Below are 25,764 nucleotides of genomic sequence, written 5' to 3' on the forward strand. Positions count from 1 at the left end.
AAGGGGCGGCGCGCCGCCCTGCCGCGGGCGATCTACCCCCGAATCGCGGGGATTGCCCGCCGCGTTTCAGCCGGGCCGTCCACCCGGCCTGTCAATCCTGCCGCACGATCAGCGTGGACACCTGCACGTCCACCGCCGTCATCAGCTTGTGGATCGGACACTTCTCCGCCACGGCCAGCAACTCGTCGATCTGGGCGTCGGACAGCTCACCGTGCAGCGTCAGCTTCGCGGTTAGCCTGTACACGCCGCGGCGCTCCTCGCTGGCGTCTCGCACCACCTCCACCCCGATCGACTCCAGCGGCAGGCCCTTGCGCTGCGCGTAGACCATCACCGTCATCGCCTTGCAGCCGCCCAGCGCGGTGTCGAAGTAATCATGCGGATCGGGACCCTCGCCCTGGGGCTGCGGCATGTCCAGCGGCAGGTCGTGGCCTTCGGCCGTCGCGGTGAATTGCAGGGTCTGGGGCGCATTCTGGCGCACGCGGATGCTCATGGGGCTGTTCTCCTGTGGTGGGGGTTGCCATGGTCGGCCGCAAGACCGGACGACCGGCACCAGAAGACGGTTGTAGCACTTGCGCGCGGCTTTGCGGGGCCGGATCCGCTCGCTGACGAAAAGCTGAACTTAACGCCGCCGGCCCGGTCCGATAAGGCTGACTGAACGTTTACAGGAGGCCGCATGAGCGCCCGGCAATTACTCGATCAACTGCTGCAGTCCGGACAAGGCCTGCTTTCCGACACCACGAACCGCGTGCAGAACGCCACCGGCGGCAAGGGGTCGTCCTTCCTGACCGGACTGGGCGGCGGCGCCCTGGGCGCCGGCGCGCTCGGCCTGCTGCTGGGCAGCAAGAAGGCCCGAAAGATCGGCGGCAAGGTCGCGATGTACGGCGGCATGGCCGCGCTGGGCGCGCTGGCGTATCGCGCCTACGGCGACTGGCAACGCAGCCAGGCCGGCGCGCCCGCCGCCCCGCCCCAGACGCTGGACCGCCTGCCGGCGCCCGAAGCCGAACAGCACAGCAATGCGGTCCTCACCGCCATGATCGGCGCGGCCAAGGCCGACGGCCACATCGGCCCCGAGGAAAAGGCCCTCCTGGAAACCGAACTGGCCAAGCTGTCGTCCGACACCCAAGACCGCCGCTGGCTCGAGGCTGAGCTGTCGCGTCCGCTGGATCCCGGCGTGATTGCGCAGTCGGCCAAGACGCCCGAGATGGCGGCCGAAATGTACCTGGCCAGCCTGCTCGTCGTGGACGAGGAAAGCTACATGGAACGCGCCTACCTCGATGAACTGGCGCGCCAGCTCAAGCTGGAACCGGGCCTGAAAGAGAAACTGGAGTCGCACGCCAAGGCGGCTGCCTGAAGCCGGCCGGACCGAGCCGCCGCGCAGCGGCCTGATCCCCCGCCGCGGCAATGCCGCCTCAGTCTGCCCGCAGGCCGATCGCCTCCGTCAGCGCGGTGTAGCGGTCGATGTCCGCCGCGATCATCTGCTGGAATTCGCGCGGCGTGCTGCTGGCGGGCGTGAAGCCCTGCTCGCGCAGAGACGCTTGCATGTCCGGCCGCCGCACGATTCTTGCCACCGCCGCGTTGAGCTTGTCGACCACCGCGGGCGGCGTCGCCGCTGGCGTCAGCAGACCGTGCCACTGGTCCAGCGCATAGCCGGATACGCCCTGCTCGGCCACCGTCGGCACGGTCGGCAGCAGCGGCGACCGCGCGGGCGAAGTCACCGCCAGCGCACGCAGCTTGCCCGCCGCGATGAGCGGCGCGGCGCTCGATGCCGTCACCACGCCCATGCCCACCTGCCCGGCCGCCACGTCCGTCAGGGCGGGACCGCACCCTTTGTACGGCACATGCTGAAGCACAGCGCCGGTTGCCCGGGCCAGCATCTCGCCCGCCAGATGCTGCGGCGTGCCGTTGCCGCAAGAGGCGAAGGGCAGCGGCGCGCCAGGCGCGGCCGCCGCCAGCGCGTCATCGAGATTGCGCAGCCGCGACGCCGCCGGCACGACGAACACCGACGGCACGAAGGCCACATTGATGACCGCGGAAAAATCCTGCTTGGGCGAAAAGCCCAGATTGCGGTAGACGCCCGGATTGATCGCAAACGAACTGTTCACCATCAGCAGCGTGTAGCCGTCGGGCGGCGACTCGGCGACGATGCGCGCGCCGATGTTGCCGCTGGCGCCCGGGCGGTTCTCCACGATCACCGGCTGGCCCAGCGATTCCTGCAGGCTGGCGCCGATGCGGCGGGCCAGCAGGTCGGTGCCGCCGCCAGGCGGGAACGTCACCACGATGGTGATCGGGTGCGACGGAAACGCGGCATCAGCCGGCGCTTCGCCCGACGGGGGATTGCCGCAGGCGGTCAACGACAGCGCAAGCAGGGTAAGGGACGTGAGCAGCAGACGTTTCATGATGCCAACCGATGAAGTCGCGGCGCGGGCGCTGGCCCTTGCCGCAGATTGAGCGAAGCCGGCATGGCCGGCGGAAGGACTCAGGCGTCCAGGCCGATGTCGAGCACCTTGGCGCTATGGGTCAGCCAGCCCACGGCGATCTGGTCCACGCCGGTGGCGGCCACCGCAGCCGCGGTTTCCGGCGTAATACGGCCCGACGCTTCGGTGATGGCCCGGCCACGCGCCATGGCGACGGCGCGGCGCAGGTCGTCCAGGCTCATGTTGTCCAGCAGCACCACGTCCACGCCCAGCGCCAGCGCCACTTCAAGCTGCTCCAGCGTGTCCACCTCCAGTTCGATCTTGACCATGTGCCCGACGCCGGCGCGCGCGCGCTCGACGGCCGTCGCCACGCCCCCGGCCAGTGCGATGTGGTTGTCCTTGATGAGCACGGCGTCATCCAGCCCGTGGCGGTGATTGCTGCCGCCGCCCACCCGCACCGCGTACTTCTGCACGGCGCGCAGGCCCGGCATGGTCTTGCGCGTGCACGTGACCCGCGCGCCATGACCAGCGATGGCGCGCGCGATGGAAGCCGTCGCGGTCGCCACGCCGCTCAGGTGACACAGGAAGTTGAGCGCGACGCGCTCGGCGCTGAGCATGGCGCGGGCGTTGCCGTGGATGCGCGCGATCTCCATTCCCGGCGCCAGGTCGCTGCCGTCGCGGCGCGACACCGTGAATTCGATGCGCGGGTCCATCACGCGAAACGCCAGGCGGGCCAGGTCCAGGCCGGCGAGCACCCCTTCCTGACGCGCGACCAGTCGCGTCTCGGCGGTGGCGTCGGCCGGGACGATGGCGTCCGTCGTCAGGTCACCGGCGCGGCCCAGGTCTTCCAGCAGCGCCGCGCGCACCAGCGGCTCCAGCATGACGTCCGGCAGCGGCGGAACAGGCAGGCGGTCGATCGCGGCGGGCGTGGCGGCTTTAATGCTCATTTTGAGTATTTTGAAGTTAAAAAAAGGCGCGCAAACATTGCGCAACACTTATGCTAAAGACGAGCATAAGCCTTGTCAAGCGTCAAAGCGCGCGCGACAACGGCAGTTTGCTGCCCGCGATGGCGCGTTCCAGCAGCACGTCGCGCCGGAACCGGAACAGCTTGGCGGGACGCCCGGCGGTGCCGGTCGCCATGGCGCCGGTCTCCTCCACCAGATCCTGCTGCTCGATGAAGCGGCGGAAATTCTGCTTGTGCAGGCCGCGGCCCGCCAAGGCTTCCACCGCCATCTGCAGCTGCAACAGCGTGAATTCCTCGGGCATCAATTCGAACACCACCGGCCGGTACTTGATCTTGGCCCGCAGGCGGGCGATGCCGGTGGCCAGGATGCGCCGATGGTCGTGCCGCATCGGCTGCCCGGGCAGCGCGGCCTCGCCGCCGCTGCGCCGCACGGCTTCGGGCACCAGCCCGGCCTCGAACAGCAGCTCATAGCGCTGCAGCACCATGTCTTCGTTCCAGGACGCGCCGTCCAGCCCGAAGGTGATGGCGGCGCGTTGGCGGCGGCGCGCACGCACGGCGTCATCGGCGCTGTCTTCGCACCAGGCGGACAGCCGGGGCACGATCACGTCCTCGACAAGCGCAGGCGTGCCGGTGCGCCGGTCTTCCCATGGAAAGTAGCGATACCAGTCCTGCCACCCCACTTGCGCGACACCGGTCTCGCCCGCTTCCCGCGTCAGGCCCAGATAGCTGACCGACATGACCCGGACACCGGACTCGTCCGAACGGTCGCCATCGGCGAAGGTGTAGAGCTGCTCGACATAGCCCAGCGGATGATGGGTCTGCGTCTCCACCCAAGCGCGCAGGCCCGCCTGCAGCGACCGGTGGGACTGTTCGAACGGCCCCGCCGGCAAGGCGCGCGCATCGTCGGTCGTCAACACGCGCGGTTCGCCGTGGGTCACGGCGACCAGCACGGCAACGAGTTCAGCATGGACGGAGCGTTCGACGGGTTCGGTCAAGGTAGGCGCAGGATCTGGAGATGAAAGGCGGCGGGAAGCCGCGCTGGGAAGGCCGCCGCGAAAAGCCGCCGCGCGGCGCCAGGAATTATAAGGACGGAGTGCTGCAACAGCCCCTTGCAATCGTGACAACCCAATCGGCCATGAGACCGCGCGCTGGTCCTAAGATGGAATTGGACTCAAGGCGCGTCGCCATCCTGGGACGCCCACACACGGAGGGATCGCCATGTTGAAAACCGCCCCTGACCCCAATCTTGCGCCCAAGCCTGCCGACGCGGACAAGCCCAGCGCCGATCCGCGCAAGGGCACCGAGGTGCTGCCGATGCCGGACCAGAGCAAAGTCGTCGCCGGCATGCCGCGGCGCGGCCGCGCCATCGCGGAACCCGGCGAACCCGGCATCATCACCCCCGAGGACGATGTGCTGGATACGTCCTACGAAAACCGCAAGGGCTGACGCCGCCCACGACCACCGCCTCCTGACGCGTGTCCCGCACCGTCAGGACGGCGGGCCATCCTTCGCCTCCACACCCGCTGGGTCGCGCCCCACGCAGCCTCTCACGCTTCCCCCTGAATTTCAGACTTCGCTGATTGTTCGCCTTCCGTGCGCTCCGCAGACTCTGGCGGTCACAGGAGCCAGGCATGCAGCGAAAGGAAATCATCGAAGCGGGCAAACGTATTCTGGATGCGGGCGCGGCGCCGCGCCGCACGGACGGTCCACGAAGCATTGTTTGCGAGCACGCCGATAGCGTCGTGCCCATTGCGCAGTACATGGTCCGGGAAATGAAGACCAACCCCTTCACCATCGAAGGCCGAAAGATCGCGGCGGCAAATTCGGCCGATCCGGACGAGTGGCTCGAGCAATGGCGCAGACAGCCTTGGTATGGCCGCATCGGTGGGCCGCCCGATTACTACGGAATAGCGGCGGGGCAGAAGGCGGCGGCGTATGCCCTGTGGACCGAGCGCGTCGCGCCGGGGCGCCCGTGGGATCATAAGCGCGTTTTGAAGGAAAAATTCCCGACCGAGTTGGAGCGCGGTTGGCACAAGTACCGTGACTATGAATACTTCTACGATATTTGGTCCAACATCCATTACGGTTACGTCGGGGTTGCCCTGGGGTTCAGCGCACTAGAAATGATTAATGGCGCTGGCTTGGCGCAGTATCTGCACAATCGCTGGAACGCTCAACCACAGCATGACAACCCGGAACTGGGACCATGGCCCGCCAGCGCTGACGATATTCAGGATCATCGCTCAATCAGACTTGGCGCTGAGCTCCTCCGCAATGCTCCCCCTCACGCGTTGACTGTTGAAAAGCTGCTTCAAATGATTGATACAGCACCGCTGCCTTGGGGCACGCATGGACGCCAGGCGAAACGGGCGCATCGCTGCGCCGCAAAGTAGGGAATCTACCGAGATGCGCTGTCTGAAACTGATATGTCGCGGTCTCTGGGTTTGTTTCCTGGTTTGGTTCCTGTTCATGTGGCTCTGCAGACCGATCGTGGCGTTGCACTATTCCCCGAAAGCCGACGAGACCATCGGTTTTTTTTTGGACACTGAGTTCAGCGTTACGAAGCGCGAGTTATCGCCGGGTCAGTCGGCATTCATTCCTACCGCCATGAACCCGCCCCCTGACATGTGGGTCACGCTCTCCTTTCCCGTCGCCAGCAGAGACGTGCTTCACATCACCGAACCATTCAGCCGCATAGACGTGTACATCGGCCCCGCAGCCCGGATCGAACGCACGGAAATCCGGCATGGCTTCTTTGCCCGTTTCTCCGCCCCCCGTTTCCACGACCAGTGGCATAAGTAAGCAGTACTAGTCCGAAACGGGCAATCTCGTCGATCAAATCCGCCATTTCGTCGAAAACCGCTTGGGTGTTGCTAGTTGAAACAAGAAAATCGTTTTCTTTTGATGGCCCTGTCCGCGGATTGTTCTTCCTTGGACAGCGCGACAACACAAAAAGAGCGAGACAAGCAACATGACCCAGACTCCCGCGCGACGACGCGCCACGCCCGGCATGCTTTCCCACCAGGGTAGTTTGAGGGTTGCAATCCTGTCTGCGCTGGGGGCTTGTGCGCTGGGTCTGCCCGGTGGCGCTCAGGCCGGCTATCAATGCCTTGGCAATCCGACCCAGAACATTCCCGCTGGCAATTACGGCTACGCCTATTCGGTGTGCGAAGGCGACGCGGGCGAGGATAAGAGCGGCGAAAAGGACGGCGACAGCGGACCGACCGTCTCGATTACGGCGGCGGGCAACTTCGGCGTCGATTCCGCCACGCAAGTGTGGCAGTACCCCATCTTCGATGAAGAGTTCAAACAAGGTGTCGTGACGGGGGTATCGGTCGGCGGCCAGGGCATCGACGAAGGCACGGCGGGCAACAGTGGCCAGATCATCGTCTGGAATAGCGCCAACATCACGCTCAGCGGCACAGGCACGGGTTCTTTCAACAGCCTGATCACCGCAATGTCCCAGGGGGGCTTGGGCGACCAGTACAACGACAACAACGATTCAAACGGCGGTCACGGCGGCTTGGGAGAGGCGGTGTCGGTGACGAACTCCGGCGTGCTCACCGTGTACGGCACGGTACCCATCGCGGATGCGCGGGGTCTTTACGGCATCAACGCCGTGGCCGTGGGCGGCATGGGCGGCGATCAGAACGACCCCGCCTTGAACTACGGCGACCAGGTCGGTGGAGACGGCGGCAATGCCAGCACCGTCACCATCACCGACAGCGGCACCGTCAATCTGGGCAGCAGCGACTCGCGTCTCAAGACCTACGGCAACGGCGCGGCGCTTTCCGCACGTTCCATCGGCGCGACCGGAGGCGACTACAACGGCAACGCCGGCACCGGCGGAACCGTGCAGGTGACCCATCACGGCACGACCAGCAGTTACTGGCAGGTGGACCAGGGCAGCAAGATCTTCGGCATCAACGCGGAAAGCGTTGGCGGCGCCGGCGTCAGCGCGAACCCCAATGACCCCGACAACAGTGACAATGGCGGCAACGGCGGCGGCGATGGCGACACGTGGACCCAGAAGGTTACCGTGGACGCCTACGGCAGCGTGCTGGTGGACGTAGCCGGCTCCAACGCCAGCGTGGCGGTCGAAGGCGCGGGCATTGCCGCGCGGGCCGTGGGCGGCAAGGGCGGCAAGGGCCCCACCAAAGACCACTCGGGCGGCAACGGCGGCAAAGGCGGCGCCGTGACGGTAAACCTGTACTCCGGCGCCAGCGTGACCACCCGCGGCGACAGCCTGCCCGCGATTGCCGCGCAAAGCCTGGGCGGCCAGGGCGGAGACGGCGGCAATGGATCGGCCCTGGCCGGACAAGGCGGCGGCGGCGGATTCGGCGGTGACGCCGGCACCGTTACCTTGACCACGCAAGGCAGCAGCGTCATCTCGACGTCAGGCATGTATTCCTCGGGCATCATCGCCCAGTCCATCGGCGGCGGCGGTGGCACGGGCAGCGACTTCGTGTCCGTGCTGGGGGGCCAGGGCGGCAACGGCGGCAACGGTGGCGACGCGGCCTCCGTCACGGCCACCACCGCGGGCGCCATCACAACGACAGGCGATCACGCTTACGGCGTGCTGGGGCAATCCATTGCCGGCAGCGGCGGCGCGGGCGGCGCGGACACGTCGAGCCTGGTGGCGCTGGGCGGCGACGGAGCCGGCGGCGGCACGGCCGGCACGGTGACCATGACCAATAACGGCTCGATCACCACGTCGGGCTACAACTCGCACGGCATGGTGGCGCAATCCATCGGCGGCGGCGGCGGGGCGTCGGGTAGCGCGACGGGTCTGCTCAGCGTAGGAGGCGACTCGGCGGGCGCCACCGGATCCGCGGGCGGCAGCGTCGTCGTGAGCAACACCGGCGCCATCACCACGGCGAGCAATGCGGCCATCGGCATCGTGGCGCAGTCCATCGGCGGCGGCGGCGGCAGTGGCGGCGACAGCATCGGCGTGCTTGGCGTCGGCGGCAGCGGCGCGGGCGGCGGCACCGGCGGCAGCGTCAACGTGCGCGATCTGGGCACGATCCGAACCTCGGGCAATTTCGGCCTGGGCGTGCTGGCACAGTCGATTGGCGGCGGCGGCGGCAATGGCGGAGACACGTTCACCGCGTCCGTGGGCGTTTCCGTGGCGATCGGCGGCAGCGGCAGCGGTGGCGGAGACGGCGGTTCGGTGTGCCTGACCAACAACGGCGCTTGTGACGGTTGGAGCTCATCCAATGCCGCCAGCATCATGAGCCAGGGCGACTACGCGTCCGGCCTGGTGGCGCAAAGCATCGGGGGCGGCGGCGGCAATGGCGGCAGCGTCAAGAATGTCAGCTTCGCCTCTGTCGCCGCCCTGCAACTGGGCGGCAGCGGCAGCAAAGGAAGCGACGCCGGCACGGTCGAGGTCAACTACCACGACCTGCAAGTCAGCACGGCCGGCGCGCATGCCATCGGCGTACTGGCGCAGTCCATTGGCGGCGGCGGCGGCAACGGCGGGGACTCCAGCTATGCCGATGCCACTCTGGGGGTCAATGCCGCGCTGGTGATGGGCGGCAGCGGCGGTGGCGGAGGCGGCGGCAATTCGACGACCATCACGTTGAGCAATTCCTACATTGGCACCGGCATGGCCTACGACAGCGCCAGCATCGACGCCGCCACCTATGCCCCGAATGATTCGTTTGGCGTGCTGGCGCAGACCATCGGCGGTGGCGGCGGCAACGGCGGCAGTGTGAGCGCCAAGGATCTGGTGCTGGCCGTGCCCACGGGAGAAGGATCGTCGGTAGCCCTGAATCTCGAGGCCACCGTTGGCGGCGGCGGCGGCACCGGCAGCAACGCGTGCAGGTCGGACAACAGCGGCTGCGTGACTCAAGTCGTGCTGAACGAAAAGTCTTCGGTGGCCACCCTCGGCGACGGCTCGCATGCCGTGGTGGCGCAGTCCATTGGCGGCGGCGGCGGCAATGGCGGCGATTCGTCCTCGCTGGCGGCCACGCTGGGCGACGGCGACTCCATCTCGGCCACGGTCGGCATGGCCTTGGGAGGGACCGGCGCGGGAGGCGGCGCCGGCGGCGCGGTCAGCGTCAGCCTCGGGGACGCCAACAGCGCCGCCGCGGCCATGCCCTCCTCGCTTACGCTGCCGCCTCCCGCCAACCCGTCGCTGCAATCGACCATCATCACGTATGGTCACTATGCCAATGGCGTGGTGGCGCAATCCATCGGCGGCGGCGGCGGCAATGGCGGCGTAGGCAGCAGCAACGCTTTCTCGAATGGCGGCATGACCAATGTGGACCTGACCATGTCGCTGGGCGGCTCAGGCGGTGGCGGCGGCCTGGGCGGTGAAGTGGATGTGACGGTCAACCCGAACTTTGTGATCCGCACCCTGGGATCCGGATCGCGCGGCGTCGTCGCACAGTCCATCGGCGGTGGCGGCGGGGTATCGCAGGGTGGCACCATCGGCCTGTCGGCCGGCAGATCGGGCGGCGAGGATGCCGGGGACGACCCGGGCGACGCAGATGCAAAAGTGCAGATCAACCTGGGCGCCACGGGCGGGTCGGGTGCGGTGGGCAGCAAAGTGACGGCGGTCATGAACGGCGCGATTCGCACAGAAGGCGGCGATGCCGACGGCATGTTGCTGCAGTCCGTTGGCGGCGGCGGCGGCTTGGGCGGGTCGGTGGGTGCGGACGCATCGTCCAATCCCATTCTGGAACGCCTGGGCGAGTCCGACGACGGCGAATCGTCTGGCAGTGACGAAGGCCACAGCTATGCATTCACGGTTGGCGTGGGCGCCTCGGGCGGAACGGGCGGCAATGGCGGCGAAGTCGACCTGAGTTTCGGCGGCAAGATCCAGACCAGCGGCGACTGGGCCGATGGCATCGTGGCCCAGTCGATCGGCGGGGGCGGCGGCTCCGGGGGCTCATCGAGCGCCTCGGGCAGCGACGTCCAGGCCAACATCACGCTGGGCGTCGGAGGCCGTGGCGGCGCCGCGGGCAACGGCGGAACCGTGAACTACTACCTACCCGGCTCGCACGGCAACAGCATCGTCACCGCGGGCTACCAAGCCTATGGCATGTTGCTGCAATCCATTGGCGGCGGCGGCGGCCAGGGCGGCGACGGCTCCGACCAGGCCAAGGGCAGCATCACGATCGGCGGTGCCTTCGGCGGCTCCGGCGGCGCCAGCGGCAATGGCGGCGATATTCAGCCCTCGCAGTTGCAGGGCTGGCTGAACGTGTCGACGACGGGCGACGAAGCGCCCGCCCTGGCCATGCAGTCGATTGGCGGCGGTGGCGGCACCGGCGGCGCAGGCAACAGCGACTCGGAAGACCTGGAAGACGGCAGCCATGCCGTGTCCCTGTCGGTCGGGGGCACCGCGGGGGCGTCCGGCAATGGCGGAACCGTCAACGCGACCCTGGGCATCAGCGCCAATACCGCTGGCGACCGCTCCTATGGCGTGCTGGCGCAGTCGATCGGCGGCGGCGGTGGCGTGGGCGGCGCTGGCGACGCCGACAACCTGACCAGCGTCCTGCTGGGCGGGCGCGGCGGCGCGGCCGGTGACGGTGTAGCGGTCACCGTCAACATCAACGACAGCGAAAGCCACATCGGCACGACCGGCGCGGGGTCCCATGCGATCGTGGCGCAGTCCATCGGCGGCGGCGGCGGCATTGCTGGGGATACCTCACGAGGCATTCAGCTGGGGACTTCCGGTTGGTCCGCCTCGGGCGGCAACGAAACCAGCAGCAATGGCAGCGGCGGCGTGGTCAACGTCACCACCAACGGCACTGTCTCCACCAGCGGGGCCAATGCCTTCGGCGTGGTGGCGCAATCCATTGGCGGCGGCGGCGGGCTGGGGGGCGATGCCAACGGCGGCTTTGCCGGCAGCACCAGCGCCAGCGACGGCACGGGCGTCGGCAGCACGGTCACGGTGACGCAGAATGGCACGATAGCCGCTACCGGCAGCGGCTCGACCGGCATATTCGCGCAGAGCGCCGGGCCGCAAGGCGCGGGCCAGGTATCGGTCACTGTCAATGGCACGGTGACGGGGGGTTCGGGATCCAATGCCTATGGCGTATGGATCGTCGGCGACAACCAGAACAGCCTGACCATCAATGAATTCGGCGTCATCTCGACGGCCGGCGGGGCCACCGGCAATGCGGCCATCCGCTACGATGGCGCCACCCTGAACCAATACGGCGACAACGCGCGTGTTGCCAGCGTCGCCACAGGCGGCCGCCTGACCGTCCGCAACGCCGGCACGGTATTCGGCAACATCGAATGCGACAACGGCGCTGGCGGCGTTGCGTGCGACGTCGATAACGCCGCCAGCGGCACACTGAGCCATGCCACGCAGTACCAGGCCAACATCAACAACGCCGGCACAGTGGTCATCGGCACGCCGGGCGCGTTCGACACGCTCACCGTCAGCGGCCACTTCGATCTGCAATCCAGCGGCTTTCTGCTGGCCGACGTGGACTTCGATAAGCTGCAAGCGCCCCGCATGATCGTGCAAGGCGACACACGCCTGGACGGCCAGATCAACGCACGTCCCATCACCCTGCTGCCCAACCATGAAGTCACGGTCGCCACACTGGCGGGCGACATCCAGGGCACGCCGCGCGCTTTCGACAGCCCCGTGATCGACTACGAGGCCACGCTTGCCGACCGGAACGTCCGCATCCGCGCAGCCAACGCAAACTTCGCCTCGCCGTCGATGAACCTGTCGTCCAACCCGCGCTCCGTAGCCAACCATATGCAACGCGCATGGGACCTGGGCGGCAACAGCGCCATGGCGACCTTGTTCGCAGCACTGGACATGGCATCGCGCCAAAGCGCGTCAGCCTATTCCGGCCAGTTGTCGGATTTGTCGCCCGGCGTCGCCGTCGCCCCTGCGGCCCAGATGCAAGTGGGCATGGCACGCTTTGCCGGCGGCATGATGTCGTGCCCGGCATTCCAGGGCGTCGATGCGCTGACCGGCGAACAGGACTGCCTGTGGGGCCAGATCTCTGGCATCAACACCAACCAGGACAGCGGCAACGGCGTGTCGGGCTTCTCGTTCGACGGGGTCACCTACCAATTCGGCGGCCAGCGGCAGGTCCGCCCGGGCTGGTTCGTGGGCGGTTCGGCAGCGTATGAAAACACCCGCATGCGGGGCGATGACGGCCGTGTCAGCGGCAACGGCGACAGCGGCTACCTCGGCGTGGTCGTCAAGCGCGAAGCCGGCCCCTGGACCTTCTCCGCGGCGCTCGGAGGCGGCTACGGCCAATACGACATCGATCGCAGCATCCGCATTCCGGGCCTGGAAAGCCGGGCCAACGCGGACGTGGACGTATACGGCGCCGGGCTGCGGCTGCGCGTGGCGCGCACCTTCGCGTCGTCACAGTACTACCTGAAGCCCTTCGTCGACGTCGATGCGCTTTATTCCCGTTCACCCGGGTATTCCGAATCGGACAACGCTATGCACCTGGATGTGGAAAGCAGCGACCAGTTCGTCATGGGCCTGTCGCCCACGCTGGAATTCGGCGGCAAGGTTCCGCTGGAGAACGGCGCCATCATGCGGCCGTATGTGTACGGCGGCGTCACCCTGCTGTCCAAGGACGAATACACCGTAAAGGCCGCGCTGCAGGGCGCGCCCGCCGGGAGCGGTTCGTTCGAGACCTCGCTGCCCATGGACAACGTCATCGGCCGTCTGGGCGCTGGCCTGCAAGTATCGAATGCAGGCGGCATCGATTTCCGCTTGCAGTACGACGGCGAGTTAGCGTCCCGCACACAAAGTCATCGGGCTTCGGTGAAGGTCATGATGCCGTTTTGAGGACAGAATAAGACCCTGAACAAGGCATCGTCTGTCTGAGTTGGGGCGCCGCTGGCCATTCGCGCATCGTTGCGCCCCACGCAGACTCTTAATCTTCCCGCGCAAATTTCAGACTTCGCTGATTGTTCGCCGTCCCCGCGCTGCGCAGACTCTGGCTGTCACAGGAGCCAGGCATGCAGGGAAGGGAAATCATCGGGGCGGGAAACCGTATTCTGGATGCGGGCGCCAGGCAGAGAATGATAGTGAGCTACCTGAAGTGGGCAAGCCGAGCAATCTGGGTTTGCTTTCTTGTGTGGATCCTGTTCATGTGGCTCTGCAGCCCCGTCGTGGCGTTGCACTATTCCGCGGAAGCCACAGAGCCCATCGGCTACTTTTTGGATACCGAGTCAAGCAATACGAAGCGCGTCCTGACGCCGGGCGACTCTACATTCATCACGACCGCCATGAATCCGCCTTCCGACATGTGGGTCACGCTCTCGTTTCCAGTGGCCAGCCGAGATGTACTGGAAGTCACGAAACCATTCAGCCGGATAGACGTGTATATCGGCCCAGGAGCCCGGATCGAGCGCACTGAAATCCGACACGATTTTTTTGCGCGTTTTACCGACCCGGACTGAGGTTGGCCAAGCCTTGTCGATGTTCGGCGACGCAAAGCGTACGCCCACCGCGCATCAACAATAAAGCCCCTGAATTCTCTACGAATTGTCACGGTATGCCGATCCGAATTGATCCAAGACCTGCGACAGCCCTCGCACTTTCGCAGGCATCCTGGGACCCTGAAGGCGGCATTCTGAGCTGCACGATTGAATATCCTGTCGCGGCGGATCAAGCGGATAAGCCGGCGTACCCGCTTCGAGACTTCCTTGACCGCCAGTGGCCGGAGCCCGAACCCATTTGGATCGTTGATGCGGGGCCGCTGACGCTGGATCTCGATGATCGCAAACGACTCGTTGAAGTCTACTTGCTGGCCAGTCCTGCCACCTGGACTTTGCAGCCAATAGCGCCGGCACAAGGCGACGTTGCGGAGCCATATCTTGAAGCCCTGTTTGACGAAGGTGGTCACGCCAAGTGCCAGCCCATACAAGAGGAACAATACGACCCGCAACAAGGCATCGTCTGTCTGAGTTGGGGCCCCGCAGACCATTGGCGCATCATCTCGCCCACACTGGCGCTTGGACTCGCATCAGACGGCACGCTCATGAAGATTCAAATAAGCGAGTTTCGGCTTCCCATTCCGAAGCCCCGGCCGAAAAGCGCGTGGGAACGTCTGAAGCACAGGTTGATGCAGCTCAAAGCGGGTACATGCCTGCAATGGAAGTCAGGCCAAATGAAAATGCGGTACCTGAGTTGGATATGCCGGGCGATCTGGGTGTGTTTCCTTTCATGGATCCTCTTCATGTGGCTTTGCAGCCCCATCGTGGCGCTGCATTACTCGTCGCGAGCCACGGAGTCCCTTGTCTTCTACCTCTATAGCGATGGGACCATCACGAAGAGCGAACTGGCGCCGGGTAAATCCGATTACACCTCGACCGCCATGAACCCGCGTGCCCACATGCAGGTGATTCTTTCATTTCCCATTTTGCGGCGAGAAGTGCTGCATGTCACCGAACCATTCAGCCGCATAGACGTGTACATCGGCCCAGGAGCCCGGATCGAGCGCACTGAAATCCGGCACGGTTTTTTTGCGCGTTTTACCGACCCGGACTGAGGTGGCGTAGGCCGTACCGACCTTCGACGAGGCAAGACATATGCCCCGCGCACCAACAAAAAAGCCCCTGAATTCTCTACGAATTCAGGGGCTTACATCCTTGGCGGACAGAGGGGGATTCGAACCCCCGATACGCTTTTGACGTATACACGCTTTCCAGGCGTGCGCCTTCAACCACTCGGCCACCTGTCCTACTGCAATTTCGAGCACTATTTCGGCGCTGCAGAAAATGCGAATCCGCGATTCTAGCAGAAGCCGCGCGCCCACAGCAAGCGGGCAAAGAAAAAGGGACGCACTACCCGCGTCCCTTCCCCTGCCTGCGCCTTACTTCGACGCGGGCGGGTCCTGCTCCCGGTAGGAGCTGATCGTGCCGTCCGGTTCGGTTTCTTCCAGCCGGACGCGGAATCCCCACAGGCGGGCAAGATGCTTCATGACCTGTTCGGCATCCTCGCCCGCCAGCGGCCGGCCGCGGCTTTTCAGGTGACGCAGCACCAGCGAGCGGTCGGTGTCGCGGTTGAAGCGGACGACCTGGATGTCCGGCACCTGGTTGTCGCGGTTGTGCTGCGCGGCGAGCAGGCGGCGGATGTCGCGATAGCCTTCGTCGTCGTGGATCGCGGCCACTTCGAGCTTTGGGTTGGCCTGGTGGTCCGAGATGGCGAAGAAGCGGAATTCCCGGATGAGTCGCGGGGACAGGTACTGCGAGATGAAGGACTCGTCCTTGAAGTTGCGCATGGCGAAGTCCAGCGTCTTCAGCCAATCCCCGCCCGCGATGTCCGGGAACCACTTCTGGTCTTCCGGCGTGGGGGCCTCGCAGATGCGGCGGATGTCCGACATCATCGCGAAACCCAGCGCGTAGGGGTTGATGCCGCCGTAGCCGCGCTCGTCAAAGCCGCGCTGGCTGACGACGTTGGTGTGGCTTTGCAGGAACTCCATCATGAAGCCGTCGTTCACCAGGCCTTTTTCATGCAGGCGGTTCAGGATGGTGTAGTGCCAGAACGTGGCCCAGCCTTCGTTCATGACCTTGGTCTGGGTCTGCGGGTAGAAATACTGCGCGACCTTGCGGACGATGCGCACCAGTTCCTTCTGCCACGGCGCGAGCTTGGGCGAGTACTTTTCGATGAAGTACAGCAGGTTCTCTTCGGGCTCCGGCGGAAACACCGACGCCTCGGTGCGCATGTCCTTGTCCGCTTCCATCCGGGGGAGCGTGCGCCACAGGTCGTTGTATTGCAGGCGCGCATGCTCCTCGCGCTCGGCCTGGCGCGCGGCTTCTTCCTTGTACGAGACCGGCGCGGGACGCTTGTAGCGGTCCACGCCGTGATGCGACAGCGCATGGCAGGAGTCCAGCAGCGCTTCCACGGCATCGATGCCGTAACGGTCTTCGCAGGCCATCACGTATTTGCGCGCGAACACCAGGTAGTCCAGCACGCCATCGGCGTCGGTCCATTGCTGGAAGAGGTAATTGCCCTTGAAGAACGAGTTGTGCCCGTAGCAGGCATGCGCAATCACCAGCGCCTGCATCGCCATGGAGTTCTCTTCCATGAGATAGGCGATGCAAGGGTTGGAGTTGATGACGATTTCGTAGGCCAGCCCCTGCATGCCGCGGCGGTAGAACTGCTCGTTGCGGATGAATTCCTTGCCGTAGGACCAGTGCGGATAGCCGATGGGCAGGCCGGCCGACGCGTAGGCGTCCAGCATCTGCTCCGAGGTGATCACCTCGATCTGATTCGGATAGGTGTCCAGCCCGTACTCGCGCGCGATCTGGGAAATCGCGTCGTCATAGGACTGGATCAGTTCGAACGTCCATTCGGACCCCTGGGAGATCGGCCGGGCGCCGCCGGCCGATTCCGGCTCTACGAGAGCACCCATGTTGGAATTCATGCGGCCTCCTTCTTGAACAGGTCGTGGAACACGGGGAAGATCTCGCCGCGATCGCAGATGCGCCGCATGACGAAATGCGGCTCCAGCTTCTGTTCATATTCCGCCCACAGGCTGCTCTTGCGCGCCTCCTGCGAGTCGGGGATTTCAATATAGGCAAAGTACCGCGTGGACGGCAGCAGGTGTTCGGCCAGAAAGCGCGCGCTCTTGCCCGCGTCGGCGCCGAACGAGTCGCCGTCGCTGGCCTGGGCCGCATACACGTTCCACGCGGCCGGCGGATACCGCTTTTCCAGGATCTCGCGCATCAACTCCAGCGCGGACAGCACGATGGTGCCGCCGCTCTTGGGGTCGTAGAAGAAGGTGTGCTCGTCCACTTCCTCGGCGTTGTCGGTATGACGGATGAAGACCAAGTCCACGTGTTCGTACTTGCGCGACAGGAACAGGTACAGCAGCGTGAAGAAGCGCTTGGCCAGGTCTTTCTTGCCCTCGTCCATGGAGCCGGACACGTCCATCAGGCAGAACATGACCGCGCGCGCCATGGGGATGGCCACCGATACCCGGTTGCGATAGCGAAGGTCCAGGTCATCCAGGAACGGGACGCGGGCAAGCCGCTCGCGGCAATCCTCGACTTCCTGTTCGAGCTCCTGGATCCGGGCGGCGGACGCCCCCGCAGCCCGGGCCTCTTGCAGGGCGTGTTCGGCGTCTTCCAGGTCGGCCCGCGCCTTCACGCTGAGCGACACCCGCCGCGCCAGGGAAGACTTGAGCGTGCGGCTGATGCTCAGCGTGCTGGGCGACCCGGTCGTGGTGTAGCCGGCGCGCTGCCACTTCTTCTGGCTGACTTCGCCAAGCTGGTTGCGCGCCAGGTGAGGCAGCTCCAGATCCTCGAAAAAGAGGTTCAGGAATTCGGCCCGCGACAGGCTGAAGGTGAACTGATCCACCGATTCGCCCTCTCCGGGTTCGGACCCGCCATCGCCCTGCCCGCCCTGCGGCCGGTCGAAGGTATCGCCCTTGGCGAACTCGCGGTTGCCGGGATGCACCAGCTCGCGGTCGCCGCCCGCGCCGTGCCGGAAGGTCGGCTCGGAGATATCGCGGGCAGGCAGGTTGATTTCACCGCCTTGATCCATGTCCTGGATCGAGCGGTCACGGATCATCCCGTGCACCGCCTTGCGGATCTGGTCCTTGTAACGCCGTAAAAAGCGTTCCCGGTTAACGGCGCTTTTGTTGCGGCCGTTAAGACGCCGATCGATCAGTGAATTCATGATTCACCTCGCTCAGGATGACTTCCTCACACGGAGATACCACTCGCACAGCAGCCTGACCTGCTTTTCCGTGTAGCCCTTCTCCACCATCCGGTCGACGAAGCTCTGGTGTTTCGACTTGTCCTCGGCCGAGGCCTTGGCATTGAACGAAATCACCGGCAGCAGGTCTTCCGTGTTCGAGAACATCTTCTTCTCGATCACTTCGCGCAGCTTTTCATAGCTGGTCCAGTTGGGATTGCGCCCGTTGTTGTTGGCGCGCGCCCGCAGCACGAAGTTCACGATCTCGTTGCGGAAATCCTTGGGGTTGGCGATGCCCGCGGGCTTCTCGATCTTTTCCAGCTCGTCGTTCAGCGCGCTGCGGTCGAAGCTTTCGCCGGTTTCGGGATCGCGGAATTCCTCGTCCTGGATCCAGCAGTCGGCAAACGTCACGTAGCGGTCGAAGATGTTCTGACCATATTCGGAGTACGACTCCAGGTAGGCCGTCTGGATTTCCTTGCCGATGAATTCCGCGTAGCGCGGCGCGAGGAAGCCCTTGATGAACTCCAGGTAGCGCCGGCGGATTTCGTCGGGATAGTCTTCGCGGCCGATCCGTTGCTCCAGCACGTACATGAGGTGCACGGGGTTGGCGGCCACTTCCGTCTGGTCGTAGTTGAAGACGCTGGACAGGATCTTGTACGCGAAGCGCGTCGAGACCCCGGTCATGCCTTCATCGGTGCCGGCGTAATCCTTGTATTCCTGCAGCGCCTTGGCCTTGGGGTCGACGTCCTTCAGGCTTTCGCCGTCGTAGACCCGCAGCTTGGAGTAGATGCTGGAATTCTCGGGTTCCTTCAAGCGCGTCAGCACCGAGAACTGCGCCATCATGTCCAGCGTTCCGGGCGCGCACGGCGCTTCGGACAGCGAGCTGTGATGCAGCAGCTTCTCGTAGATGCGGACCTCTTCGGACACCTGCAGGCAGTAAGGCACCTTGACGATATAGATACGGTCAAGGAACGCTTCGTTGTGCTTGTTGTTGCGGAAGGTCTGCCACTCCGACTCGTTGGAGTGGGCCAGGATCGTGCCGTTGAACGGGATGGCCGAGAAGCCTTCCGTGCCCTTGAAGTTGCCTTCCTGGGTGGCCGTCAGCAGCGGATGCAGCATCTTGATCGGGGCCTTGAACATTTCCACGAACTCGAGCAGGCCCTGGTTGGCCAGGCACAGGCCGCCGGAATAGCTGTAGGCGTCCGGGTCGTCCTGCGAATGGCGGTCGAGCTTGCGGATGTCGACCTTGCCGACCAGCGAGGAGATGTCCTGGTTGTTCTCGTCGCCCGGTTCCGTCTTGGCGATGGCGATCTGGCGCAGCACGGAAGGATTCAGGCGCACGACGCGGAACTTGGAGATGTCGCCGTCGAACTCCTTGAGCCGCTTGACCGCCCACGGCGACATGATGCCGGTCAGGTAGCGCCGAGGAATGCCGTATTCCTTTTCGAGCATGTCGCCGAACCGTTCGGGATGGAACAGCCCGAGCGGCGATTCGTTCACCGGCGATCCTTTCAAGGCATAGATCGGAAACTTCTCCATCAGCGCCTTGAGCCGCTCCGCAATGGAGGACTTGCCGCCCCCAACCGGTCCGAGCAGATACAGGATCTGCTTGCGTTCTTCCAGCCCCTGAGCGGCGTGCTTGAAGAACGCGACGATCTGTCCGATCACGTCCTCCATGCCGTAGAACTCCTGGAACGCGGGATAGCGCCGGATGGTCCGGTTGGAAAACAAACGGGAAAGACGTGGGTCGTTGCGCGTATCCACGATCTCAGGTTCGCCGATCGCGGCCAGCATGCGCTCAGCAGGGCTGGCGTAGGCCATGGGATCGCGCTTGGCGAGGTTCAGATACTCTTCGAGCGAGAGCTCTGATTCCTGCTCTCTTGCATACTGCGACTTGAAGCCTTCGACGATGTTTTGCACGGAAACCTCCTACAACACGCGAAAAATTCAATACGTCCCTACATGCCCATTGTGCCTCAGCGCCTGCGCTTTCCTAGACAATCTTGCGACAAGCATTTTCAGCGGGTTTTTATGTTGCTTTCGCCACACATCAACCATAAGCAGGATCGGACCCTTTCTGTTTAGGCTGCCGCCTACGGATACAAGTTCCGCCAGGATTGCAACCAACGTGAGCAAGTTCACTCGTTCGTCTTCAGCATAAGGCCGCATATAGCGTGCCTGACGCAGCCGCACATGAAATGGTCGGCAATGAAACGACGAAATGAGCGATATCCGGTGGATTCTTATGGGCCGGGAACAAACCCGGCTACGCCCGCCATGCGATCGCGGCGGACGGCCTGAACGGCGCTTTGCGTCTTCGTTCAGTAGCGTGCCTGTCGGTGATGAACTGCGCCGATCGCGGCACGGGAATCCGTGGTGACGAGGGCGCGCGGCGGCTGTGCGGTGGTCCGTGAGCGCGTAGCGCCAAGTCATGCACCTATGCTAAGCCCAATTGACCGTTTTGTGGCAATTCATTTGCGCGCTCGCGTTTCAGCGCAGCGCCGCGCACCACCGCGGATGGCGTGCGCGCGTCTGCGGTTGGCGCACATCATGTATGCCGCCACGAACCGCGCGCGACGCGTAGACGCAGGCTGCACGCGGCTTGCGAAGCATTGGCAGCCGTGCTTGCGGAGTGCTAACAGCCATCTTGGCAACGCGCGCGGGCGATGCGCAAAGGCCGCATGCGCATGAAGAATTAATTCGTGTGCGTGAAGCAGCGCGCGCAATGCAGGCGGCGCGTCGCAACCGAACCGCTACGACAGCGCAGGCAGCGCGACGCTATCCATCAACTGGCGCCACGTGCCGGCCACGCGCGCGCGCACGCACAAATCAGCGCCCACGCGCGCAATATCGGTAAATTCGTAGCGTCGCGCGGCGTCCAGGTGTTCGAGCATCGGCAGGCGCACCATGCCCGCCGCGTCGCCCAGCAGCACCGGCGCCAGGTACAACAGCAGTTCGTCCACGCACCCGGCGGACACCAGCGCGCCGCTCAGGCCCGCACCGGCCTCGACGTGCACCTCGTTGAACTGTTCCTGGGCCATCCAGCGCATCATCGCTGGCAGGTCGACCCGGCCAGGCTCCACGCCCGGCAGGCAGACCACCCGCGCGTTCCTGTCCGCCAGGCGCGCGGCCTTTGCGGCATCCTCGCGGGCGGTGAACACGATGACGGGCCCGCCATCGAACAGCCGGGCGGTCTCGGGGATCTCGAAACGGCCGTCCACCACGGCCTTGCGCGGCTGCCGCGGCGTATCGACGTCGCGCACGTTCAGCCGGGGATCGTCCTTCAGGACGGTGCCCATGCCGGTCAGGACGACGCAACTGCGCGCCCGCCAGCGGTGGCCGTCGGCCCGGGCCTCGGGGCCCGTGATCCATTGCGACATGCCGTTATGCAGCGCGCTGCGGCCGTCCAGCGACGCGGCCATCTTCATCCACACCCAAGGCAGCCCCCGGCTCATGCGTGAGATGAATCCGGCATTCACGGCAAGCGCCTCTTCGCGGCAGATTCCCGTCGTCACCCCGATTCCGGCGTCGCGCAGGCGCGCCAGACCCTGTCCGTTGACCAGCGGATTCGGGTCTCCCATGGCGACCACCACGCGCGCCGGCCGCGCCGCCAGCACCGCATCCACGCAGGGCGGGGTGCGGCCAAAATGGCTGCAGGGCTCCAGGGTGACGTACAGCGTGGAACCGGCGACCGATTCGCCGCGCGCCTGCGCGTCGCGCAGCGCGGAGATTTCGGCGTGCGGACCGCCCGGCGGCTGGGTCGCGCCTTCGCCAAGCACGCGGCCGTCGCGCACGATGACGCAGCCGACCCGGGGGTTGGGGGCCGTGGTGGCCATGACGGTCTGCGCCAGCGCCAGGGCGCGCCGCATCCAGTAGAGGTCGTCGGTGTCGGGGGAAATGTCCATGCCAGGGATTGTATGTCCGCGGTGCGCGCCCCCGGTCATTGGGGACGCACGAGCCGGCGTGGCCGCATGGCGATGTCCGTTTTGGGCCGCCAGCCGTCTTGGATCGCGCTCGCGCCGGCGCGGGATCAGAGTAAAAATAGCGCCATACCCCTTGAAAACCTAGGCCAGGAGGCCCGGAAATGAAACAGACATTGATCGTCATCGACGTACAGGAATCCTTCCGTCACCGTCCGTTTTGGGACGCATCCGAGTATCCGGCCTTTGTTTCGCAAATCCAGTCCCTGATCGATGGGGCTGCCGCGCAGGATATGCCGGTGCTGCAGGTGTTCCATACCAGCCCGTCCGACGATCCCGCCAATCCGTTTTCCCTGGCGTCCGGCCACGTCAGGACGCTTCAGGAATTGCGGATTTCGCCCTCGGCCGTGTTCCACAAAACAGTCCATTCCGCGCTGTACGCCAAGGACGAAGCTGGCGCCTCGCTGCACGACTGGCTGGTCAAGCACGGGATCGAAGGCGTCATCGTGGCCGGCATCCGCACCGAACAGTGCTGCGAAACCACCTCGCGCCACGCCAGCGACGCCGGTTTCAAGGTGACGTTCCCCACCGACGCCACGCTGACCTTCGCCATGCAAAGCCCGTCCGGCCGGCACTACACGCCGGCCGAGATCCGCGACCGGACCGAATTGGTCCTGCAAGGCCGCTTTGCCCGCATCGTGCGCGCCGCCGACGCGCTGGCGGCATAGCTGCCGGGCGGGAGGCGCAGATGATCCCGGTGCATTTCGTGGTGCCGCGCGGCATCGTCCTGCTGGACCTGGCCGGGCCGGCCGAGGCGTTCCGCGTCGCCAACAAGCTTTGTCCGGGCACGTTCGAACAGCATTTCTGCGGCCCCTCCCGGGACGTCGAGAGCGGCATTCCGGGCCTGCACCTGGCGCACGTTCAAGCCCTGCCCGCCCGCCTGCCCCGCAACGCGCTGGTGATTCTTTCCGGCGTGGTGGGCAAGCACACGCGGCTGGACGACGACGACGCACGCGCCATCGTGGACTGGCTGGCCGTGCGCCACCCCGCGGACGGGTTCACCCTGATGACGGTCTGCGCGGGCGCGCTGTTCGCCGCGGCCGCCGGCCTGACGCGGCAGCGCGAATGCACCACGCACCACACCTGCCTGGCGCAGCTTGCCGCCATCGACCCGACCGCGCGCGTGCTGGACAACCGCATCTTCGTCGAGGACGGCAACCTGGTCAGCAGCGCGGGCATCACGGCCGGCATCGACCTGGCGCTGCACATGGTGGCCCGCCATTGCGGCCCGCGCGTCGCCAGCGAGGCGGCGCGAGACATGGTCGTCTACCAGCGTCGCGCCGGTTCCGATTCGGCGCTGTCGCCCTGGCTGGACCATCGCAGCCATATGCATCCCGGCGTCCACCGGGTCCAGGACGCGGTCATCCGCGACCCCGCCGCGCCGTGGTCGGCCCGGACCCTGGCGGACCAGGCGCACACCAGCCCGCGCCACCTGACCCGCCTGTTCCGCGAGCACGCGGGCTGCACGCCCATGGACTATCTGTATCAGATCCGGGTCGCGCTGGCGCGCGACCTGCTGCGCGACACCCGGCTGGACCTGGAGCGCGTGGCGGAGAAATCGGGATTCGGCTCGGCGCAGCATATGCGCCGCGTGTGGCGCAAATTCCAGCCGCTGACGCCCGGCTCGATGCGCGGGGCGGCGCTGCAATAGCAGCCTCGCGGGGCGCCGTTGGGATCGGCGCCCCGCACGCTATTCCTTGCGCAGCTTGCCCGGCAGCAGCGGGCCCTGCATCTCGCGGATGGCCTCGACGAATTCGCCGATGTCTTCGAAGCTTTTGTAGACCGAGGCAAACCGCACGTAGGCGACCTTGTCGAGCTTGCGCAATTCGTTCATGACGAGCTCGCCGATATGCTCGGACGGGACTTCGCGCTGGCCGCTGGCAAGCAGTTGCTCTTCGATCCGCGCGACGGCCGCATCCACGTCCTCGGTGCTGACCGGGCGCTTGCGCAGCGCGAGGCTCAGGCTGGCGCGCAGCTTCACGGGATCGTATTCGCTGCGGCTGCCATTGCGCTTGACGATCGAAGGCATGGCAAGCTCCACCCGCTCGTAGGTGGTGAACCGCTTGTCACAGGACAGGCAGCGGCGACGGCGGCGGATGGCGTCGCCCTCTTCCGAGACCCGGCTGTCGACGACCTGCGTTTCGGCATGGCCACAAAATGGACACCGCATGTGTGATCCCTAAACGCGCAGGAGGCGCTGGAGGCAATAATTGAGCATATTGTAACGACGGGACCGATGCCAAGCGCCAGGATGGACGATTCCGTCACTGCCGGCGCGCATCCCCTGCCTGTAAAAAACCAAGGGACGGCGCCTTGCGGGGCCGTCCCTCTTCCTTCTGTAACCCGGGATGCGCGAGCGCCGCCCGCGCCCGCGGATTACTTCTTGCCGTACACCGGCAGGCGCGAGGTCAGTTCATTGACCTTGGCGCGCACGGCAGCGATGTTGGCCTCGTCGCGCGGGTTGTCCAGCACGTCGGCGATCAGGTTGGCGGTCAGCTCGGCATCGGCTTCGGTGAAGCCGCGGGTGGTCATGGCCGGCGTGCCCAGGCGGATGCCGCTGGTCACGAAGGGCTTTTCCGGATCGTTCGGGATGGCGTTCTTGTTGACCGTGATGTGGGCCTGGCCCAGCACCGCTTCGGCTTCCTTGCCCGTGATGCCCTTGGAACGCAGGTCCACCAGCATGACGTGGCTTTCGGTGCGGCCGGAGACGATGCGCAGGCCGCGCTTGACCAGCGTGTCGGCCAGCACCTTGGCGTTCTTGACGACTTGCTGCGCGTAGTCCTTGAACTCGGGTTCCAGCGCTTCCTTGAACGCCACGGCCTTGCCGGCGATGACGTGCATCAGCGGACCGCCCTGGATGCCCGGGAAGATCGCCGAATTGATGATCTTCTCGTGTTCGGCCTTCATCATGATGACGCCGCCGCGCGGACCGCGCAGCGACTTGTGCGTGGTCGACGTGACGAAATCGGCGTGCGGAACCGGGTTGGGGTAGGCGCCGCCGGCGACCAGACCCGCGTAGTGGGCGATGTCGACCATGAACAGCGCGCCGTTTTCACGGGCGATGCGCGCCATACGTTCGAAGTCGATGTGCAGGGCATAGGCCGACGCGCCCGCCACGATCAGCTTGGGCTTGTGTTCCTTGGCCAGCTGCTCGACCTGGTCGTAGTTCAGGACTTCGTTTTCGTCCAGGCCGTACGAGATGAAGTTGTACAGCTTGCCCGAGGCGTTGACCGACGCGCCGTGCGTCAGGTGACCGCCTTCGGCCAGGCTCATGCCCAGCACGGTGTCGCCCGGCTTGAGGACGGCCATGTACACGCCCTGGTTCGCCTGCGAACCCGAGTTGGGCTGCACGTTGGCGGCTTCGGCGCCGAAGATCTGCTTCAGGCGGTCGATGGCCAGCTGTTCGACCACGTCCACGTATTCGCAACCCCCGTAGTAGCGCTTGCCCGGGTAGCCTTCGGCGTACTTGTTCGTGAGCTGCGTGCCCTGGGCTTCCATGACGGCCGGGCTGGCGTAGTTCTCCGAAGCGATCAGCTCGATGTGCTGTTCCTGGCGCTGGTCTTCCTTCTGGATGGCGGCCCAAACGTCCGGGTCAGCCTTGGACAAGGTGAGGTTGCGGTCAAACATGACGGGGGGTTTCCTGAGGCGGTATGAAATGAGAAAACGGCGTCGGGTGGGTAAACCCGGAGATTGCTGTGTAGTTTACCCCGTCGCGCGGAATCAAATGCCGCCAAAATTGCGGGTTCTTGCCCAAATTGCCCCGGA

19 protein-coding genes and 1 tRNA gene are annotated in these 25,764 nt (G+C 65.4%); 9 read left to right on the forward strand and 11 right to left on the reverse strand.

Annotation, left to right across the window (positions count from 1 at the left end; translation table 11 throughout):
* Window positions 1-91: 91 nt before the first annotated feature.
* Complete coding sequence (locus ACZ50Q_RS25180; protein WP_076518787.1) at window positions 92-490, reverse strand: OsmC family protein; 399 nt, start codon at window positions 488-490, stop codon at window positions 92-94.
* A gap of 183 nt (window positions 491-673) precedes the next feature.
* On the opposite strand from ACZ50Q_RS25180, the gene ACZ50Q_RS25185 reads away from it, so the two are divergent.
* The gene (locus tag ACZ50Q_RS25185) at window positions 674-1,351 is read left to right on the forward strand and encodes a tellurite resistance TerB family protein (protein WP_464079865.1); all 678 of its coding nucleotides are present in this window, start codon (window positions 674-676) and stop codon (window positions 1,349-1,351) included.
* A gap of 58 nt (window positions 1,352-1,409) precedes the next feature.
* Here the strand turns inward: ACZ50Q_RS25185 and ACZ50Q_RS25190 are convergent, their stop codons facing one another.
* From ACZ50Q_RS25190 to ACZ50Q_RS25200, 3 genes are all read right to left on the reverse strand, one after another.
* Window positions 1,410-2,396, reverse strand: a complete 987-nt coding sequence (locus ACZ50Q_RS25190) for a tripartite tricarboxylate transporter substrate binding protein (RefSeq protein ID WP_464079866.1) — start codon at window positions 2,394-2,396, stop codon at window positions 1,410-1,412.
* A gap of 80 nt (window positions 2,397-2,476) precedes the next feature.
* Window positions 2,477-3,361: a carboxylating nicotinate-nucleotide diphosphorylase gene (gene nadC, locus ACZ50Q_RS25195; protein ID WP_464079867.1), complete on the reverse strand. Its 885-nt coding sequence runs from the start codon at window positions 3,359-3,361 to the stop codon at window positions 2,477-2,479.
* Between the two features lie 82 nt (window positions 3,362-3,443).
* A complete protein-coding gene (locus ACZ50Q_RS25200; RefSeq protein WP_464079868.1) occupies window positions 3,444-4,373 on the reverse strand; it encodes an NUDIX hydrolase in 930 nt (309 codons plus the stop codon).
* 223 nt (window positions 4,374-4,596) lie between these two features.
* On the opposite strand from ACZ50Q_RS25200, the gene ACZ50Q_RS25205 reads away from it, so the two are divergent.
* The 6 genes from ACZ50Q_RS25205 to ACZ50Q_RS25230 all read left to right on the forward strand — a co-directional run bounded on the left by ACZ50Q_RS25205 (window position 4,597) and on the right by ACZ50Q_RS25230 (window position 14,867).
* Window positions 4,597-4,824 carry a hypothetical protein gene (locus ACZ50Q_RS25205; RefSeq protein ID WP_464079869.1) on the forward strand — a complete coding sequence of 76 codons (228 nt, stop codon included), beginning with the start codon at window positions 4,597-4,599 and terminating at the stop codon, window positions 4,822-4,824.
* Window positions 4,825-5,009: 185 nt separating this feature from the next.
* On the forward strand, window positions 5,010-5,771 hold the full coding sequence (locus ACZ50Q_RS25210; protein WP_464079870.1) for a polymorphic toxin type 44 domain-containing protein: 762 nt from the start codon (window positions 5,010-5,012) through the stop codon (window positions 5,769-5,771).
* 97 nt (window positions 5,772-5,868) lie between these two features.
* Entirely contained in the window at window positions 5,869-6,180 is a 312-nt protein-coding gene (locus tag ACZ50Q_RS25215) for a hypothetical protein (RefSeq protein ID WP_464079871.1), read from the forward strand.
* Window positions 6,181-6,349: 169 nt separating this feature from the next.
* Entirely contained in the window at window positions 6,350-13,159 is a 6,810-nt protein-coding gene (locus ACZ50Q_RS25220) for an autotransporter outer membrane beta-barrel domain-containing protein (RefSeq protein ID WP_464079872.1), read from the forward strand.
* Window positions 13,160-13,332: 173 nt separating this feature from the next.
* Window positions 13,333-13,776, forward strand: coding sequence for a hypothetical protein (locus ACZ50Q_RS25225; RefSeq protein WP_464079873.1), 444 nt, complete (start codon window positions 13,333-13,335; stop codon window positions 13,774-13,776).
* Between the two features lie 95 nt (window positions 13,777-13,871).
* Window positions 13,872-14,867 (forward strand): hypothetical protein, encoded by a 996-nt coding sequence (locus tag ACZ50Q_RS25230; RefSeq protein WP_464079874.1) that lies wholly within the window; start codon window positions 13,872-13,874, stop codon window positions 14,865-14,867.
* Between the two features lie 101 nt (window positions 14,868-14,968).
* On the opposite strand, the gene ACZ50Q_RS25235 is transcribed toward ACZ50Q_RS25230, so the two are convergent.
* The 5 genes from ACZ50Q_RS25235 to ribD all read right to left on the reverse strand — a co-directional run bounded on the left by ACZ50Q_RS25235 (window position 14,969) and on the right by ribD (window position 21,924).
* Window positions 14,969-15,059, reverse strand: a tRNA-Ser gene (locus ACZ50Q_RS25235).
* Window positions 15,060-15,191: 132 nt separating this feature from the next.
* Window positions 15,192-16,745, reverse strand: a complete 1,554-nt coding sequence (locus tag ACZ50Q_RS25240; protein ID WP_464079875.1) for a SpoVR family protein — start codon at window positions 16,743-16,745, stop codon at window positions 15,192-15,194.
* Window positions 16,742-18,001: a YeaH/YhbH family protein gene (locus ACZ50Q_RS25245; protein WP_092579764.1), complete on the reverse strand. Its 1,260-nt coding sequence runs from the start codon at window positions 17,999-18,001 to the stop codon at window positions 16,742-16,744. Before ACZ50Q_RS25245 ends, ACZ50Q_RS25240 begins: the two co-directional genes overlap by 4 nt.
* A 12-nt stretch (window positions 18,002-18,013) precedes the next feature.
* Window positions 18,014-19,930 carry a PrkA family serine protein kinase gene (locus ACZ50Q_RS25250; protein ID WP_369825613.1) on the reverse strand — a complete coding sequence of 639 codons (1,917 nt, stop codon included), beginning with the start codon at window positions 19,928-19,930 and terminating at the stop codon, window positions 18,014-18,016.
* A gap of 842 nt (window positions 19,931-20,772) precedes the next feature.
* The gene (gene ribD / locus ACZ50Q_RS25255) at window positions 20,773-21,924 is read right to left on the reverse strand and encodes a bifunctional diaminohydroxyphosphoribosylaminopyrimidine deaminase/5-amino-6-(5-phosphoribosylamino)uracil reductase RibD (protein WP_464079876.1); all 1,152 of its coding nucleotides are present in this window, start codon (window positions 21,922-21,924) and stop codon (window positions 20,773-20,775) included.
* 179 nt (window positions 21,925-22,103) lie between these two features.
* Between ribD and ACZ50Q_RS25260 the strand changes: the two genes are divergently transcribed.
* Together ACZ50Q_RS25260 and ACZ50Q_RS25265 are read left to right on the forward strand one after the other, a co-directional pair.
* Window positions 22,104-22,667: a cysteine hydrolase family protein gene (locus tag ACZ50Q_RS25260; RefSeq protein ID WP_464079877.1), complete on the forward strand. Its 564-nt coding sequence runs from the start codon at window positions 22,104-22,106 to the stop codon at window positions 22,665-22,667.
* Window positions 22,668-22,687: 20 nt separating this feature from the next.
* On the forward strand, window positions 22,688-23,650 hold the full coding sequence (locus ACZ50Q_RS25265; RefSeq protein ID WP_092579768.1) for a GlxA family transcriptional regulator: 963 nt from the start codon (window positions 22,688-22,690) through the stop codon (window positions 23,648-23,650).
* 39 nt (window positions 23,651-23,689) lie between these two features.
* Here the strand turns inward: ACZ50Q_RS25265 and nrdR are convergent, their stop codons facing one another.
* Both nrdR and glyA read right to left on the reverse strand, forming a co-directional pair.
* A complete protein-coding gene (gene nrdR, locus ACZ50Q_RS25270; RefSeq protein WP_076518773.1) occupies window positions 23,690-24,169 on the reverse strand; it encodes a transcriptional regulator NrdR in 480 nt (159 codons plus the stop codon).
* Window positions 24,170-24,375: 206 nt separating this feature from the next.
* Window positions 24,376-25,626, reverse strand: a complete 1,251-nt coding sequence (gene glyA, locus ACZ50Q_RS25275; protein WP_076518772.1) for a serine hydroxymethyltransferase — start codon at window positions 25,624-25,626, stop codon at window positions 24,376-24,378.
* Between the last annotated feature and the right edge of the window lie 138 nt (window positions 25,627-25,764).

The organism is Achromobacter sp. T5-5 (genome assembly GCF_055397965.1).

Excerpts from the sequence above, each read along its gene's own strand:
- nadC (WP_464079867.1), bottom strand. The coding sequence starts at position 3,361 with ATGAGCATTAAAGCCGCCACGCCCGCCGCGATCGACCGCCTGCCTGTT.
- ribD (WP_464079876.1), bottom strand. The coding sequence starts at position 21,924 with ATGGACATTTCCCCCGACACCGACGACCTCTACTGGATGCGGCGCGCC.
- ACZ50Q_RS25220 (WP_464079872.1), top strand. The coding sequence starts at position 6,350 with ATGACCCAGACTCCCGCGCGACGACGCGCCACGCCCGGCATGCTTTCC.
- ACZ50Q_RS25230 (WP_464079874.1), top strand. The coding sequence starts at position 13,872 with ATGCCGATCCGAATTGATCCAAGACCTGCGACAGCCCTCGCACTTTCG.
- ACZ50Q_RS25260 (WP_464079877.1), top strand. The coding sequence starts at position 22,104 with ATGAAACAGACATTGATCGTCATCGACGTACAGGAATCCTTCCGTCAC.
- glyA (WP_076518772.1), bottom strand. The coding sequence starts at position 25,626 with ATGTTTGACCGCAACCTCACCTTGTCCAAGGCTGACCCGGACGTTTGG.
- ACZ50Q_RS25210 (WP_464079870.1), top strand. The coding sequence starts at position 5,010 with ATGCAGCGAAAGGAAATCATCGAAGCGGGCAAACGTATTCTGGATGCG.
- ACZ50Q_RS25265 (WP_092579768.1), top strand. The coding sequence starts at position 22,688 with ATGATCCCGGTGCATTTCGTGGTGCCGCGCGGCATCGTCCTGCTGGAC.
- nrdR (WP_076518773.1), bottom strand. The coding sequence starts at position 24,169 with ATGCGGTGTCCATTTTGTGGCCATGCCGAAACGCAGGTCGTCGACAGC.
- ACZ50Q_RS25225 (WP_464079873.1), top strand. The coding sequence starts at position 13,333 with ATGCAGGGAAGGGAAATCATCGGGGCGGGAAACCGTATTCTGGATGCG.
- ACZ50Q_RS25180 (WP_076518787.1), bottom strand. The coding sequence starts at position 490 with ATGAGCATCCGCGTGCGCCAGAATGCGCCCCAGACCCTGCAATTCACC.
- ACZ50Q_RS25245 (WP_092579764.1), bottom strand. The coding sequence starts at position 18,001 with ATGAATTCACTGATCGATCGGCGTCTTAACGGCCGCAACAAAAGCGCC.
- ACZ50Q_RS25205 (WP_464079869.1), top strand. The coding sequence starts at position 4,597 with ATGTTGAAAACCGCCCCTGACCCCAATCTTGCGCCCAAGCCTGCCGAC.
- ACZ50Q_RS25185 (WP_464079865.1), top strand. The coding sequence starts at position 674 with ATGAGCGCCCGGCAATTACTCGATCAACTGCTGCAGTCCGGACAAGGC.
- ACZ50Q_RS25190 (WP_464079866.1), bottom strand. The coding sequence starts at position 2,396 with ATGAAACGTCTGCTGCTCACGTCCCTTACCCTGCTTGCGCTGTCGTTG.
- ACZ50Q_RS25240 (WP_464079875.1), bottom strand. The coding sequence starts at position 16,745 with ATGAATTCCAACATGGGTGCTCTCGTAGAGCCGGAATCGGCCGGCGGC.